The sequence below is a fragment of the Streptomyces niveiscabiei genome (assembly GCF_033794345.1).
GTDB lineage: Bacteria > Actinomycetota > Actinomycetes > Streptomycetales > Streptomycetaceae > Streptomyces > Streptomyces niveiscabiei.
In genome coordinates this window covers 1-16,124 of the sequence record NZ_JARAYJ010000018.1, presented here as the reverse complement: position 1 = coordinate 16,124, position 16,124 = coordinate 1, and the positions used below count along the sequence as shown (strand labels likewise).

Sequence of the window (16,124 nt, the reverse complement as noted above, 5' to 3'; positions counted from 1 at the left end):
AGGTGACTCGCGGCACGAGGTTGGTTCGAAATTTCGGAAGAATTGGCAGACGCAGATCCACGGCCCGGATCTGGCTGATTCTCACGACGACGCTCGCCCTGCTCCTCTCCCTTTCCGCCACCCAGACCGCGCTCGCGGCGGCCACACCCGCCCCCGGTCACCTGGTGAAGCCCCAGAAGGACCGCTCGGTCCCGGTCACCCCCGTCCACGGACACGCCGTACCCGCGCCCCGCATGCCGTCCTGGAACCCGAAGACCGCCGAGACGGCCTTGCCGACGGCCGCAGCAGCCGACACCACCCTCGCCGCGAAGTCCCGCGCCGGACGCCTCCCCGTCACCGTCACCCCGACGGGTCCGCACCGCGCTCCCGCCGCGACGAAGCTCCACATCTCCCTCCCCGGCGCGCAGGCGGCCCGGAAGCTGGGCCTGCCCGGCGTCCTGGTCGCCGTCCAGCCCAAGAGCGCCACCCCGGGCGGCAGCGCCCAAGTAGCCCTGGACTACGCGGCGTTCAAGGACGCGTACGGCGGCGACTGGGCCACCCGCCTGCGCCTCGTCCAGCTCCCCGCGTGTGCCCTGACCACCCCGAGCGCACCCCGCTGCCGTACCCGCACCCCGCTGCCCTCGGCCAACGACGCGCGCCACGAGCAGGTCACCGCGACCGTCCAGGTCCCCCGCACGACGGCGTCCCCCATGGTCCTCGCGGCCGTCGCCGGGACGGCGGGTGGCGGCGGCAGCTACGCGGCCACCTCCCTCGCTCCCTCCGGGCAGTGGTCGGCCGGCGGCTCCAGCGGCGCGTTCAGCTACTCGTACCCCATCCCCGTCCCGGACGTCCCCGGCAGCCTCGCCCCCAGCGTCTCCCTCGACTACAGCTCCCAGGCCGTGGACGGGCGGACCTCCTCCACCAACGCCCAGTCCTCCTGGATCGGCGACGGCTGGGACTACGCGCCCGGCTTCGTCGAGCGCGGCTACGCCTCCTGCGCCGACGACACCGCGAACGGCACCCCGAAGACCTCCGACGAGTGCTGGTCGGACGACGCCGACACGCTCACCCTGTCCCTCAACGGGTCCTCCAACACCCTCGTCCACGACGACGCCACCAGCACCTGGCACCCCCAGGACGACAACGGCGAGAAGATCCAGGTCAAGACGGACACCGTCAACGGCGACAACGACAACGAGTACTTCGTCGTCACCACCGCCGACGGCACCCAGTACTACTTCGGCCTCAACCGCCTCCCCGGCTGGACCACCGGCGCCGCCACCACCAACTCGGTGTTCACGGCCCCCGTCTACGGCAACGACACGGGCGAGCCCTGCCACGCCGCGACCTTCGCCGGCTCCTGGTGCCAGCAGGGCTACCGCTGGAACCTCGACTACACGGTCGACCCGCACGGCAACGCCATCAGCTACTGGTACACGCCGGAGACCGGCTACTACGGCCGCGACAACGCGACCACCCCCACGCCGTACACCCGCTCCGGCTACCTCGCGAAGATCCAGTACGGCCAGCTCGCCGGGAAGGTCTACGACACCGCGTCCCCGGCCGCCGCCCAGGTCCTCTTCGACACCGCCGAACGCTGCCTGCCCGACGCGAACTTCGACTGCGCGCCCGCCAAGATGACGGCCGCCAACGCCACCCACTGGCCGGACGTCCCCGTCGACCAGGTCTGCCCGTCCACCGGCACCTGCGACAACCACGGCCCCGCGTTCTTCAGCAGCCGCCGCCTCACCGGCATCCGCCCCCAGACGCTCGTCGCCGGCGCCTACACGGACGTCGACGCCTGGACGCTCGCCCACACCTTCCCGGCCACCGGGGACACCACCACCCCGGCCCTGTGGCTGTCGTCCATCACCCGCACCGGCAAGGACGGCGGCAGCCTCGCCCTGCCTCCCATCACGTTCACCGGCCAGGCCCTCGCCAACCGGGTCGACGGACTCGACGGCTACCAGCCGATCACCCGCTACCGGATCACCAAGGTCACCACCGAGTCCGGCGGCACGACCACCGTCAACTACACGGGCCCTCAGTGCCACCGCACCGGCACGCCCGTCCTCCCCTCGGCCGCCGACACCAACACTCTGCGCTGCTACCCGCAGTACTGGACCCCGCCGGGCCAGACCTCGCCGCAGCTCGACTGGTTCAACAAGTTCGTCGTCACCTCCGTCACCCAGCAGGACGCGACGGGCGGCGGCCTGCCCGTCCAGACCACGTACAGCTACCTCGGCGACCCCGCCTGGCACTACAACGACGACTCCCTCACCCAGGCCAAGTACCGCACCTGGAACCAGTGGCGCGGCTACGGGAAGGTCGAGACCCGCACCGGCACCTCACCCGGCACCCTCACCCTCTCCCGGCAGACCTACTTCCGGGGCATGGACGGCGACAAGACGTCCACCGGCACCCGCTCCGTCACCCTCGACGCCGCGATCGGCGGCGACACCCAGAAGGACTCCGACTGGCTGACCGGCCAGGTCTTCGAGACCCAGTCGTACAACGGCGACGGCGGCGCCCTCCTGTCCGACGGCGTCACCGACCCGTGGACCTCGGCGGCGACGGCCACCCAGACCCGTACGAAGACCGGCCTGGACCCGCTCGTCGCGCGCCGCACCAACATGCAGCGCGCCCGCAGCGTGACCACGAAGGCCGACGGCACCAAGCAGACCACCGAGATCGACTACACCCTCGACCCCGCGACCGGCCTGCCCACCGCCGTCGACGACCAGGGCGACACCTCCACCACCACCGACGACACCTGCACCCGCACCTGGTACGCCAAGGACGCCTCCGGCGCGACCCTGCCCGCGCCCCGCCGGGTCCAGGAGGTCGCCGTCGCCTGCGCGGCCACCCCCACCTACCCGAAGGACCTGGTCAGCGACGACCTCACCTTCTTCGACGGCTCCACGGACAACACCGCCCCGCCCACCAAGGGCGACGTGACGATGGTCCAGAAGGCCGACTCGGTCGCCGCCGACGGCACGGCGCACTACATCACCGCGCTGAAGACCGGCTACGACTCCTACGGCCGCGAGCACACCGAGACCGACGCGGACGGCCGTACCACCACCACCGACTTCACCCCCGCGACCGGCGCCTCCCCCACCTCCGTCAAGATCACCCGCCCCCAGGTCACCGGCCAGACGGCGCCCTTCACCACGACCTCCACCCTCGACCCCGCACGCGGCACCGACCTGAAGACCACGGACGCGGCGGGCTACGCCACCAACAGCACCTACGACCCGCTGGGCCGCCTCACCGCCGTATGGAACCCGGGGTTCACCACCAGCAACAACCCCAACACCAAGTACGCCTACGACCTGAACCCGAGTGCTCCCTCGACGGTCACCACCCAGACCCTCCAGGACGACAACACCTACCGCACCTCCATCTCCCTCTACGACGCGCTGCTGCGCCCGCGCGAGACGCAGACGGCGACCGTCGACGGCGGGCGGGTCATCACCGACACGGTGTACGACTCCCACGGCTGGGCGGTCAGCTCGTCGTCCCCGTACTACAACTCGGGTACCCCCTCGGGGACGCTGGTGGACGCCGCCGACAACCAGACGCCGTCCCAGACCGGCACGGTCTACGACGGCGCGGGCCGGCCCACCGCCTCCATCGCCTACCACTTCGCCACCGAGACCTGGCGCACCACGACGGCCTACCCCGGCTCCGACCGGGTGGACGTCACACCCCCCGCGGGTACTACCCCGACGACGACCTACACGGACGCGCGCGGCAGGCTGTCCAAGCTCCTGCGGTACCACGGGACTACCCCCACAGGGGTAGCGGACACCGTCACCTACACGTACGACGCGGCGGGCAACCAGACCGGCCAGGACGACGGCCAGGGCCACGTCTGGAGCAGCGGCTACGACCTCCTCGGCCGCCGCACCACCCAGACCGACCCCGACACCGGCACCTCGACCTCGGCCTACGACAACGCCGGCCAGCTCCTGTCCACCACGGACGCCCGGCACAAGACGATCGGCTACCAGTACGACGAACTGGGCCGCAAGAAGGCCGAGTTCGACCTCACCGGCGGCGCCGCCCCCTCCACCGCGAACGAGCTGGCCTCCTGGACGTACGACACCCTCAAGAAGGACCGCCCCACCTCCTCCACCCGCTACATCGGCGGCACCTCCGGCGCGGCCTACACCCAGAAGGTCCTCGGCTACGACAGCCACGGCTGGGTCCAGGGCACCCAACTCGTGATCCCCTCCACCGAGGGCGCGCTCGCCGGGAACTACACGAGGTCCAACCACTACAAGCTCACGGGCACCCTTGAGGACTACTCCGAGGGCCTCCCCTCGACCGTGAAACTCCCGGGTGAGGATGTCGCCTACACCTACGACAAGTACGGGCGCCCCATCGGGGTCGGGGGTGACACCAACGGCTGGGAGTACGTCCGGGACCTGAAGTACACCGAGTTCGACGAACCCTCCCAGTTCACCTACGGGGTCGACGGCAACTTCACCCAGCAGACCCTGACGTACGACGACCAGACCCACCGTCTGACCGGCTCCACCGTCACCACCAAGTCCGGCGCGGCCATCAGCGACCAGACGAAGTACGTCTACCAGCCCTCCGGCAACATCACGAAGATCACCGACAAGCTGGAGACCGGCGCCACCGACACCCAGTGCTACTCCTACGACTGGGCCCAGCGCCTCAGCGCGGCCTGGACGGCGAAGGACGACTGCGCGGGGGCGCCCGGCGCGGCCACGGTGGGGGGACCCTCGCCGTACTGGCAGAGCTGGACGTACGACGCGACCGGCGCCCGCCTCACCCAGACCGACCACGACACCACCGGCTCCTCGGACACGACGGCGACGTACACGCCGTTCGCGGCAGGCAAGGGCCCCGCGCACGCGGTCTCCCAGGTCACACGGACCGGCCCGGCGGACTCGACGGTCAACACGTACGGGTACGACGCCGCCGGCAACGTCACCACCCGCACGACCCGCGCCGGCACCGACACCCTCACGTACGACGACGAGGACAACCTCACCGAGCTGTCCTCGACGGGGACGGCCGCCGACACGACGTACCTGTACGACGCCGACGGCACTCTGCTCCTGCGCCACGGACCCGACGCGACGACCCTCTACGCCGGCGACGAGGAACTTACCCTCAAGAAGGGCGCCACCAGCGCCGACGGCCTCCGGTACATCTCCATGGCGGGGCAGACCGTCGCCGTCCACTCCTCCGACGGCCACTTCACGTACCTGATCCCCGACCACCAGGGCACCGGCACCCTCGCCGTCGACTCCCAGACCCAGGCGGTCACCCGGCGCCAGTTCAAGCCCTTCGGGGAGGCCCGGGACCAGAGCGGGACGTGGGTCGGGCAGCGTGGGTTCGTCGGGGGCACGCAGGACGACAACACAGGGCTGACGAATCTGGGGGCGCGGGAGTACGACCCGTCGATCGGGCGGTTCCTGAGCCCTGACCCGGTGCTGGACAGCGGGGCGCCGCAGACGTGGAACGCGTACGACTACGCCGCCGACTCCCCGGTCACCCTCTCCGACCCGTCCGGGCTGTGTCCTGCCGACCTGTGCGGTATCGGGTACCCCATCGGAGGTACGGGTACGGGGCCCGGCAACCCCGTCCGCTACATCACCGACGGGCCGGTCGACCCGGGTGGTCCCAACCACGCCACGTGCCATCACGGGCGCTGCTCCGACGGGCACGCGTACGGCGCCAGCGGCGGGAACATCAGCAAGAAGACGTACGACCCGCAGGCCGAGGCTCGCGCGATCGCCCGCGCGAAGTCTACGGCGAACGCTGCCGCTGCCGCCGCGAAGAAGCAGGTCACCGGCCTCAAGCACCAGCTTTTGAACCTCGTCGCCGATGTCCTCGGCGTCACCGACGCCTACAACTGCTTCACCAAGGGCGACGTCATGGGTTGCCTCAACACGGCCCTCACGGCCGTGCCCTGGGGCAAGGCGTTCAAGGCCATCAAGGTCGGGGTCGAGGCGTTCAAGATCTGGCGGCAGCTCGACCGGGCGTACACGGCGGTCAAGGACGCGGAGGAAGCGGCACGGGTCGCGGAGGACGCCGCCCGCAGTGAGCGGGCGATGGCTGATGCGGAGCGGGCTGGGAGTGATGCCGAGGGTGCCGCGAGCTGCGAGGTGCACAGCTTCACGCCGACGACACCGGTGCGCCTGGCCGACGGCACATCGAAACCGATCAGCAAGGTGAAGGCGGGGGACAAGGTCCTGGCGACGGACCCCCAGACGGGCGTCACCTCACCGGAACCGGTCCAGAAAGTCATCGTCACCCGCAACGACCACGACTTCACGATCCTGACGCTGTCCGTGGCACCGGTCCGAGGACCGCCCTCGTCCGGCGACAACTCCGGCAAGTCCCAGACGCTGACGACGACTTGGCACCACCCCTTCTGGGATGCGGGGCGGCAGCGGTGGGTCGACGCCCACGATCTGGCACCGGGGACGAAGCTCCGCCAGCCTGACGGGTCGGTCGTCGTGGTGGCGGGGGTGCAGAATTTCCACCGGGGCGGGGTCACTTATGACCTGACCGTCGGGACGCTGCATACGTACTATGTGGTGGCGGGTACTGCGGCGGTCCTGGTCCACAATTGCGGGGTCGCGGGACCTGAATCGACAGTCACTAACCTTCCGGAAGCAGTGGCTCCCAAGCCTCTTAAACCCGCTCAAGCAGAATCGGCATGGAAAGACTTCCTGGGAGAAGGGCCGTACACGAATATCCATCCTCGTACGGGGATGCCCGATCCGAGCCGCCTTGTGTCGGCTGACGGCCGGCGCAGCATCCGGATGGGGGATCATGAGATGAATAGTAAGCCCACGAAATTCCACTTCCATATGGAAACGTGGGACTGGGTTGCTCCGTCGAACGAATGGATTGTAGGGAATACGATGGTTCGCGTCCCGCTGGGGCTGAAGTGATGAGGGTGGAAATCATCCGGCTTCTGGATGTCGAGGAAGGGCGAGTCGTATTCCGCTCTGAACTCGGACAGGTGTCTGGCTACTGGGCTGGGTCGAATCCCGCTCGGCTTGGCGAGTTTGACGTCGAGCTGGAAATTCCAGAGGTGATTGACCGGTGGACCGTTCTCGAAACTCCTTCCCCCGGATCGATTGAAGGGGATGGTGAAGTGGGTGTCTCTATCACGGGACGTGTCGTTACTGTCGGGGAGGGGGATGATCCCGTTGTGGGGATCAGGGTCGGGTCCGACGTCGTTCTGGTCGAAGCGTCGAATCGGAAGGGGGGAATCAACCCTGGAGATGTTGTCTCCATGACTGTTTCCAGAATTCTGATTTACCCATATCGCCTTTGATGATGCGGATACCTCTCCCTGTCATGAGTGGAGGTCGCGTTGTGGGGGCAGCGGCAAGAGAGCGGTGTTGGATGCCGGCTGTGTGACCTGTTCCACACCCCAACCCCGTGATGCTTTCCGCCCGTTCGTCGCTGGGAGTAGTGAGGGCCGCGTCGCGGACCGGCGGCCGGTGCGGTCCCACGGGGGTGGGCCGCGCGGGCGTCGCCCTCGGACTTCGGCATCAACGGGGACTTGTTGTGGGGCAGGGTGGGGAACCCCGGCGCCCTCAGGCGGCGTTCGACGGGGAGCTCGGGGTGGCCGTCGCCCGTGCCCAGGAGGGCGATGAGGGGGCGTTCGGGGTTGTGTATCGGATCGTGCAGCCCGGGTTGCTCGGGTATCTCAAGGGGATCGTGGGGGAGGAGGCTGAGGACGTCGCGTCCGAGGCGTGGCTGGAGATCGCCCGGGATCTGGGGCGGTTCCGGGGGGACGGGGCCGGGTTCCGGGGCTGGTCGGCGACCATCGCGCGGCACCGGGCCCTCGATCATCTGCGGCGGATGAAGGTGCGTCCCGTACGGGGCGGTTCGCTGGAGGACGTCGAACCTGTCGCGCCGCACGACACGTACGACCAGGTCGCCGAGGCGCTGTCGACCGAGCGCGCCCTCAGCCTCGTACGGATGCTGCCGCCCGATCAGGCGGAGGCCGTGCTGTTGAGGGTCGTCGTCGGGCTCGACGGGCCTGCCGCCGCCCGTGTGCTCGGTAAGCGCCCCGGGGCCGTACGGACCGCCGCTCATCGTGGACTGCGGCGGCTGGCGAGGGAGTTGGGGATCGAATGACCGATCTGCCCCGGCTTCTCGCCGACGCGCTGGCGCTGCCCGACCCTGATGCCGGGGCGGAGGCCGAGGCGTTGGCCGCGTTCCGGGTGGCGCGGGATTCGGGGGCGCTGCGGGCGCCGACCCGGCGGTGCGACGACTGGCGGCGGGAGGGCGACGAACCGTGCGGCGGGGGGTCGTGAGGAAGCGCGGACAGGCGACGACCGGGGTCGCCACCCCCCACAGGAGAGACCCCGGCCGTCGTTGTACGGGTCGCGCGGCGGCCCGTGTTCTGTACAGCGTCGGGAGGGCGGTTTCTGTCACACCTGGCCCGGACGCACGGGGGACCGGCGTGGACGGGGCGCGGACTGAGGTCGTAACGTGCCTTTCGCGCCGGGTTGCGGGGCGGGTGACCGACCGCCTCGTCCAGGGATCTCCGTGGCGCGGATCAGCGGATCAGACGAACTAGGGACCAGGGTGCCGGGGTGCTGGGGGACGACGCGGAGCTGACTGCCGCGGTGCTCGGTGCGCAGGGCGGGGACGAGGAAGCGTTCCGGGCCGTGTACCGCGCCGTGCATCCTCGGCTGCTCGGATATGTGCGGACCCTGGTGGGGGAGGCGGACGCGGAGGACGTGACCTCCGAGGCCTGGTTGCAGATCGCCCGGGACCTGGAGCGGTTCGGCGGGGACGCCGACAGGTTCCGGGGGTGGGCCGCGCGGATCGCTCGTAATCGTGCTCTTGATCACATCCGGATGCGGGGGCGGCGGCCCGCCATCGGCGGCGACGAGACCGAGCTGACCGGGCACGCCGCCGCGTCGGACACCGCGGGGGAGGCCATCGAGGCGCTCGCGACCGACCGTACGCTCTCCCTGATCGCGCGGCTTCCGCAGGACCAGGCCGAGGCCGTCGTCCTGCGGGTCGTGATGGGGCTCGACGCGAAGACCGCCGCCGAGACGCTGGGCAAGCGCCCCGGCGCCGTACGGACCGCCGCGCATCGCGGACTGAAGAAGCTCGCCGAGCTGATCGGGGAGGATCCCGGCGCCTCGGGCGTGCTCGACGCGCTGCCGCAGCAGGCGGGGCCGGGTGTGACGCATGCGTGCGCGCGGACGCAGAAGGACATGTGATGGCCGACGAGCAGTACAGGTGGCTGGACTCCGGAACGGCGGAACGGCTGCTGAGCGGGGAGTCGCCCGACGTCGTCGAGCCCGCGGACCGGGAGCGGGCGGCGCGTCTCGCGCGCACGCTCGGTTCGCTGACACCGGCCGCCCCGACGGACGGCGCCGAACTGCCGGGCGAGGCCGCCGCGCTGGCCGCGTTCCGCAAGGTGCGCGCGGAGCGGGTGGCGGAGGCGCCGGACGGCATCGCCGGAGGGCCGGTGGGGGACGCCGCCGAGGTCGGGGACGTCGTCCAGCTCGGGGTGCCCGCCGCGCCCGCCGGGGTGTCGCGGCGGCAGAAGGTCGCCCGGTTCGGGCTCGCCGCCGTCCTCGTGCTCGGGGTCGCGGGCGGTGCGGCCGTGGTGGCCGGGGTGGGGTCCGGGGGGTCGGGTACGCCCGAGCCGGGGGCGAGCGTGTCCTCCGCCGCCACGCCCGCGCCCGGGGAGTCCCAGGGGGGTACGCCGGTACCCGAGCCGGGGGTCAGCGCCGAGGGCGTGGTGCCCGACGGCGGGGGCGCCGGGGGTACTACGGGGGGAGGGCCGTCCGGTGGGGCCGGTGGATCCGCCGTGTCCGGGGGGTCCGGGGCATCCGGGGGGACTACTCCAGGGGGAGGCGGCGGGGCGGGCGCCCGCGAGAACGAGGCCCTCGACACCACCTGCCGTGACCTCGCGCTGGGGCGTTCCGTGGACGGGGCACGGCGCAAGTCCCTGGAGGGAGCCGCCGGGGGCGCGGCCAAGGTGCCCGCCTACTGCGCCGGGGTACTTCAGGGGGACAAGGGTGACAAGGGCGACAAGGGCGGGTGGGGCTCGGGGGGTTCCGGCGGCGGCGTGTCCGGCGGGAACAACGGGGGCGGCGGGAACCAAGGGGGCCAAGGGGGCCAGGGAGGCCAAGGGGGCTCCGGGGTCTTCGGGGGCTCCGGGGGCTTCGGAGGGAGCAACGGGGGTGGTACGAGTACGGGGTCGAACGGCGGCGGGTCCAGGTCCGGCGGGGGGTCCGGCGGAGGGTCCGGCTCCGGGGGTAGCTCTCAGGGGGGATGGGGAGCGGGGTTCCTGTCCGGGGGGTCCGCCGGAAGCACCAAGGGCGCCTGGGGTGGTGGGGGTAACTCCGGAGGGGGACACGGCGGGGGATACGGCGGTGGTACGTACGGCGGTGGCGGTGGCGGCAGTCACAGCGGTGGCGGGCACAGCGGCGGGGGCGGCGCACGCCCGCACGGCGCCGCACAGCTCCTCGCCTAGCCCTGACCTGCCGTTTTCCGGCGTTCAGAAAAAACTTCTCTGAGGGTGTGACACTTTCCCGCCCCCCGGCGCAGTAACAAGTGAGCCGACTGGTCATCGGCCCTCGCACAGAGCCGGGGTTCCCCCCGTACCTACGGCTCCGTGCACCTGGCGCGGGCGGGACACGTTCCCCCGGTCCCGTCCGCGCCCACTCCTCCCTCCGCGGGACTCCCGTACACCGCTGGGCCAAGATGGTGCAAGGGCACATCAGCTCGGCGAGAGGCGGCGACAGCATGACGCGCGAGTCGGAGTCCGGACTCCCCATCGAACCGGTCTACGGCCCGGAGGCCCTCGCGGACTGGGACCCGGCGCGCAAGCTCGGGGTACCCGGGGAGTACCCGTACACCCGGGGCGTGTACCCGTCGATGTACACCGGCCGCCCCTGGACGATGCGCCAGTACGCCGGCTTCGGCACGGCCGTGGAGTCCAACGCCCGCTACCGCCACCTCATCGCCCACGGCACGACGGGCCTGTCCGTCGCCTTCGACCTCCCCACGCAGATGGGCCACGACTCGGACGCCCCGATCGCCTCCGGCGAGGTCGGCAAGGTGGGCGTCGCGATCGACTCCGTGGACGACATGAAGGTGCTGTTCGACGGCATCCCCCTGGACCAGGTGTCGACGTCGATGACGATCAACGCCCCCGCCGCGCTGCTCCTGTTGATGTACCAGCTCGTCGCGGAGGAACAGGGCGTCGAGGCGAGCGCGCTGACGGGGACGATCCAGAACGACGTACTCAAGGAGTACATCGCGCGGGGGACGTACATCTTCCCGCCCAAGCCGTCCCTGAGGCTGACCGCCGACATCTTCAAGTACTGCCGGGCCGAGATCCCGAGGTGGAACACGATCTCGATCTCCGGGTACCACATGGCGGAGGCGGGCGCGAGCCCCGCACAGGAGATCGCGTTCACGCTGGCCGACGGGATCGAGTACGTCCGTACGGCGGTCGCCGCCGGCATGGACGTCGACGACTTCGCGCCCCGCCTCTCGTTCTTCTTCGTCGCGCGCACGACGATCCTGGAGGAGGTCGCCAAGTTCCGCGCGGCACGGCGCATTTGGGCCCGCGTGATGAAGGAGGAGTTCGGCGCGCGCAATCCCAAGTCCCTGATGCTGAGGTTCCACACGCAGACCGCCGGCGTGCAGCTCACCGCGCAGCAGCCCGAGGTGAACCTCGTCCGGGTCGCCGTCCAGGCCCTCGGCGCGGTGTTCGGCGGCACCCAGTCCCTGCACACCAACTCCTTCGACGAGGCCATCGCCCTGCCGACCGACAAGAGCGCGCGCCTCGCGCTGCGGACCCAGCAGGTGCTGGCGTACGAGACCGACGTGACCGCCACCGTCGACCCCTTCGCCGGGTCGTACGTCGTCGAGCGGATGACGGACGACGTCGAGGCCGCCGCCCTCGAACTCATGGGCAAGGTCGAGGAGTTGGGCGGAGCCGTCGCCGCGATCGAGCACGGCTTCCAGAAGGGCGAGATCGAGCGCAGCGCGTACCGGATCGCCCAGGAGCAGGACGCCGGGGAGCGGGTCGTCGTCGGCGTCAACCGGTTCCGCCTCGACGAGGAGGAGCCGTACGAGCCGCTGCGCGTCGACCCGGCGATCGAGGCGCAACAGGCGCGCAGGCTGGCGGAGTTGAGGGCGGGCCGGGACCAGGGCGCGGTGGACACCGCGCTGGACGCGCTGCGCAAGGCGGCGTCCGGCGAGGACAACGTGCTGTACCCGATGCGGGAGGCGCTGCGGGCGAGGGCGACGGTGGGCGAGGTGTGCGACGCGCTGCGGGAGGTGTGGGGGACGTACGTCCCGACGGACGCGTTCTGACCTGTTCCGGGCCTTGGAAGCGCCCGGCATCCCCATGCCACACTCGGTCCCATGCTTGGTGTCATCGACCTCCCCACCTACCTCGTCGGCCTCATGGTGATCGTCCTGCTGCCGGGGCCCAACTCGCTGTACGTCCTCTCCGTCGCCGCCCGGCGAGGGATACGCGCCGGGTACACCGCGGCGGCCGGCGTCTGGTGCGGGGACACCGTGCTGATGACGCTCTCAGCCGCCGGCGTCGCCTCGCTGCTCCAGGGGAACGCGCTGCTGTTCGGGATCGTGAAGTACGCCGGCGCCGGGTACCTGAGCTGGCTCGCGGTCGGGATGCTGCGGGCCGCGTGGGGGATGTGGCGGGCGCGGCGGACGGCGGCGGAGGGGGAGGCAACTCCCGTCGCCGCGCGGGGAGATGAGCGGCCGTTCCGGCGGGCGTTCGTCGTGAGCCTGCTCAACCCGAAGGCGATCCTGTTCTTCATCGCCTTCTTCGTGCAGTTCGTGTCAGAGTCCAACCCGGTCGTGGGGTTCGTAACTCTGGGCGTACTCGCCCAGTTGGCAAGCGTGTTGTACCTGTCTGCGCTCATCTTCGGCGGGTCTCGTCTGGCTGCTGCGTTCCGTCGTCGGAGGAGGCTTAGCGTAGGGGCCACCTCGGCCGCCGGGGTGCTGTTCCTGGGGTTCGCCGTCAAGCTGTCTCTGGCAAGTGCGTAGGGGGCTGGAGTGTCTCACCTTGACGATGCGGCGGCCATGCTCGCCCGGATGAGCCTCCAAGAGCAGCGCGAGGCACTAGGAGCCCTCGGCCTGCCCGAGAGGCCCTCGAAGGAGTCTCAGGAGCCTTCCAAGGTCACCCCGTTCTCTGCCCTTGTCGGCACGCCCAGTAGGCGGAAGCGGAAGCCACTCACGGTGAGGGCCGTGCGTGGCCCCGAGGTGTCCTGACCCTCGGTTTACCCGACAACGCGAATATTGGCGTTGTCGGATAGACGCCCAGAGTCAACCTCCGTACCGTCGTGTTCACAGGCCCCAACCGGGGGCAGACGCAAGGGGGTTTGAGCATGGCACGCGAAGAACTGACCCGACTTACTGGCAACGGAGAGGGCAACTGCAACAAGAACGACTGCCCTAACGTCTACCGAACAGCGTCGGGTTCGTTCGTCGTCCAAGGGGACGTGTCTGACGCGTTCGCTGCTCCCAGCGGGGAAGGACTTGTAGAGATCCCTGAAGAGACACTGAGGGAGGCTTTCCGTGCTCTTGGATGGTGAGGAATGGGCAGCTCGGTTCGAGTCTTTCCAGCGTGAAGCATGGCGGCTGGAGACTCTGCCCGAGTATCGCGTTCCGCAGGAAGCCGAGGAGATCGAGGCATTTCTTGCCGGGGAGCGAATCGACCCGCACGCGTACTCGAACGAGTACACCGACGACCTTAAACGGTTGCGGCGGGAGGGGAAGAGCAAGGGGCGCGTTCACGTCGTGTCTCGACCCCTGTCGGACTACCTGCGTTACGAGTTCATGTACTACCGGCCGCATATGTGGGCCGGTGAAGACATTCGCATCATGGATGTCACTGGTCGCCCCAATCCCCTTGAAGGGGTGCAGGACTTCTGGATGTTCGACCAGACGGAAGTCGTGCTCATGCACTATCAGGTAGACGGTACGCAGATCAGCCGTGAAGTATTCGAGGGGGACGTGAGCCCGTTCCTCGAATACCAGCGCATTGCTCTGGCGGAGTCAGTGTCTTTCGAGGAGTACGTGAAGGGCCTTGACCTTTGAACCTGAGTCCCTAGGTCGGTCGAGGTCGGACCTAGCGGAAGTACTACGCAGTGAGCGCAAGCGGGCCGGGTTGACTCAGACCCGGCTTGCTCGTCGCTGCAACATGTCACAGACCAAAATCAGTAACATCGAAGGAGGGAAGCTCACCCCCACCATTTTTGATATTGAGCTAATTATTGAAGCTCTTGGAATTGATGGACCTGTCGCCGAGGGAATACTTGAGTTGGCGCGCACAGCCAACACGGAATGGCAGGATGACTGGGCTTCTCAACGGCGGGGATTGGACAAGAAGCAGAACGAGTTGGCCCGACTCGAAGCCGTCACCACAGAGTTCCGATTCTTCTTGCCGACAATGATTACGGGCCTACTTGCAACGCCCGACTACGTACGGGCGAGTCTCGCGGGGAATTCCGGTGACATGTCCAAGACCGTGGCTAAGAAGCTGGAACGACAACAGGTCCTATTGGACTCGTCAAAGTTCTTCACTTTCCTACTGACGGAACAGGCTGTCCGGTGGCCTCTGGCTTCTCCCATCGTAATGGCTATGCAGCTCGACCGGCTGACGTCCGTCTCACGAATTCCCAACGTCCGACTAGGCGTCATACCTCTTGGGGTGGTCCGCCCTATCACTGAGACCCCGTTGAGTGTCTTCACGGTGTATGACCGAAGACTGGTGCAAGTCGAGACCAATACGGGGGCTCTGATTCTCCGTGACCATAGAGACATAAGCGCATACCGAGATGACTTCGATCGGTACGAGTCCTATGCCGCCTTCGGGGACGAGTGCAGGGATCTCCTGTCCGAGTGGGCCATGATCTTTACCCGACAACGCCAATAATCTACGCACGTCATCGCACCTCCCGGCACCATTACCGAGGCGAGAGGGAGCCGAGAGGAAAGGCCACGGGATGAGTGCGGCAGCATCGGCAGGCGCAGGCCAGTGGGAGTACACGACTTACCCGCCTGCCGGGGAAACGTGTTCCGCTTGCCTGGGACCGCTCAGTCAGGATGAGCCGGTACGGCGCGGGGCCATCAACCAGGCGTCCGACACGCCCTTAACCCTGTACCGGCACGTCAAGTGCCCCAAGGGTGCGTCCTGATGACCCCGGGCAAGCCTGTGAACGCCCGCGTGAGCGCTCTTGGCCTCCCGCAGTTGGTTCGGCTTCTGGACGGGTCCGAAGAGCCTGAGACGGCGGTCAGGGCGGATTGGTGGGCCGAGTACGGCGGCAGGCTCGACGAAGCCACGGGGAAGATCGAACTCCCGATGCCGACTTTCGCCCCCTGCCCTTACGAGGACTGTCCCGATTGCAAGCTTGAACGGAGCCACTGATGGTCACGGCCGAGCACATCGGGAAGACCGTTACGGACGGCGTGCGTGAGGGCGTTCTCATGGCCGTCTACGAGGACGTGAACGTGAATCAGCTTCCCCCGTACCGCAAGCCGGAACTTGTGGCGTGGGTCCGGCCCGAGGGCGGCGGTATCGAGTGGGAGGCGCGGCCGTCCACGCTGGAACTCGCGTGAGGACCGCGTGCACCGTCGTGGTTGTCCTCGCTGCGGCCATATGGGTTTTGGTCGTGGCGTGGATTGTGGCCCGGGACTTCGCGGCCTGACCTTCTTCCCCTTGTTCTCCGCCCCTTCCTGGTTCCTGAAGGGAATTATTCGGAAGGGGCGGCGCACTACCTGTTCCGCATGAGCGGGGCAGGAATCCGAGTCTCGGAGGTATGGAAATGCCGACACTGCGGCCTGAGTTGGCCAATGGCGGGGACGGCCTGCCCGGCGAGCCCGCACCCCCGCCGCCTCCGCCCACCCCGGACGGCGGTCCCGGCGTCCCCAACCCGCCCAAGAAGTAGGGCTGTTGAGTGACTGACCACGCACACCAGGAGCGCCCCGGCCGGGAAGAGCTGGGGCGCGTCCTCATGTCAGGGGGTGCCCTGTCCTCGGACTGGGCGCCCTCGTTCGCCGCCGTGCCCCGCGCGCCGTTCCTCCCGGAACTCATCTGGCCGTTCGACATGGAGACCGGGCAGAGCGTT

General features: G+C 69.1%; 13 protein-coding genes and 1 pseudogene. All 14 read left to right on the top strand.

Translation table 11 applies throughout. The features are described from left to right. The first annotated feature begins 164 nt into the window (after positions 1–164). Entirely contained in the window at positions 165–6,923 is a 6,759-nt protein-coding gene (locus tag PV682_RS23995; protein WP_319733158.1) for an RHS repeat-associated core domain-containing protein, read from the top strand. Next, positions 6,923–7,312: a hypothetical protein gene (locus PV682_RS23990; RefSeq protein WP_319733156.1), complete on the top strand. Its 390-nt coding sequence runs from the start codon at positions 6,923–6,925 to the stop codon at positions 7,310–7,312. The genes PV682_RS23995 and PV682_RS23990 overlap by 1 nt, the downstream gene beginning before the upstream one ends. A gap of 236 nt (positions 7,313–7,548) precedes the next feature. Further along, complete coding sequence (locus PV682_RS23985) at positions 7,549–8,124, top strand: RNA polymerase sigma factor (RefSeq protein WP_319733154.1); 576 nt, start codon at positions 7,549–7,551, stop codon at positions 8,122–8,124. After that, the gene (locus PV682_RS23980; protein WP_319733152.1) at positions 8,121–8,303 is read left to right on the top strand and encodes a hypothetical protein; all 183 of its coding nucleotides are present in this window, start codon (positions 8,121–8,123) and stop codon (positions 8,301–8,303) included. The genes PV682_RS23985 and PV682_RS23980 overlap by 4 nt, the downstream gene beginning before the upstream one ends. A 282-nt stretch (positions 8,304–8,585) precedes the next feature. After that, positions 8,586–9,224 carry an RNA polymerase sigma factor gene (locus PV682_RS23975; RefSeq protein ID WP_319733150.1) on the top strand — a complete coding sequence of 213 codons (639 nt, stop codon included), beginning with the start codon at positions 8,586–8,588 and terminating at the stop codon, positions 9,222–9,224. Then, positions 9,224–10,489 carry a hypothetical protein gene (locus PV682_RS23970; RefSeq protein WP_319733148.1) on the top strand — a complete coding sequence of 422 codons (1,266 nt, stop codon included), beginning with the start codon at positions 9,224–9,226 and terminating at the stop codon, positions 10,487–10,489. Before PV682_RS23975 ends, PV682_RS23970 begins: the two co-directional genes overlap by 1 nt. Before the next feature lie 272 nt (positions 10,490–10,761). Continuing rightward, the gene (locus PV682_RS23965; RefSeq protein ID WP_319733146.1) at positions 10,762–12,342 is read left to right on the top strand and encodes an acyl-CoA mutase large subunit family protein; all 1,581 of its coding nucleotides are present in this window, start codon (positions 10,762–10,764) and stop codon (positions 12,340–12,342) included. A gap of 51 nt (positions 12,343–12,393) precedes the next feature. After that, positions 12,394–13,041 carry a leucine efflux protein LeuE gene (gene leuE, locus PV682_RS23960; RefSeq protein WP_319733144.1) on the top strand — a complete coding sequence of 216 codons (648 nt, stop codon included), beginning with the start codon at positions 12,394–12,396 and terminating at the stop codon, positions 13,039–13,041. A 341-nt stretch (positions 13,042–13,382) separates the two neighbouring features. Further along, positions 13,383–13,589, top strand: a complete 207-nt coding sequence (locus PV682_RS23955; protein ID WP_319733142.1) for a hypothetical protein — start codon at positions 13,383–13,385, stop codon at positions 13,587–13,589. Next, positions 13,573–14,094 (top strand): DUF6879 family protein, encoded by a 522-nt coding sequence (locus PV682_RS23950; protein WP_319733140.1) that lies wholly within the window; start codon positions 13,573–13,575, stop codon positions 14,092–14,094. The genes PV682_RS23955 and PV682_RS23950 overlap by 17 nt, the downstream gene beginning before the upstream one ends. After that, positions 14,084–14,932 (top strand): helix-turn-helix domain-containing protein, encoded by an 849-nt coding sequence (locus PV682_RS23945; RefSeq protein ID WP_319733138.1) that lies wholly within the window; start codon positions 14,084–14,086, stop codon positions 14,930–14,932. Before PV682_RS23950 ends, PV682_RS23945 begins: the two co-directional genes overlap by 11 nt. 491 nt (positions 14,933–15,423) lie before the next feature. Continuing rightward, on the top strand, positions 15,424–15,615 hold the full coding sequence (locus tag PV682_RS23940) for a hypothetical protein (RefSeq protein ID WP_319733137.1): 192 nt from the start codon (positions 15,424–15,426) through the stop codon (positions 15,613–15,615). Between the two features lie 206 nt (positions 15,616–15,821). Then, positions 15,822–15,944: a hypothetical protein gene (locus PV682_RS23935; RefSeq protein WP_319733135.1), complete on the top strand. Its 123-nt coding sequence runs from the start codon at positions 15,822–15,824 to the stop codon at positions 15,942–15,944. A 9-nt stretch (positions 15,945–15,953) separates the two neighbouring features. Continuing rightward, positions 15,954–16,124 (top strand): annotated as a pseudogene (locus tag PV682_RS23930) (protein-L-isoaspartate(D-aspartate) O-methyltransferase); the annotation flags it as partial.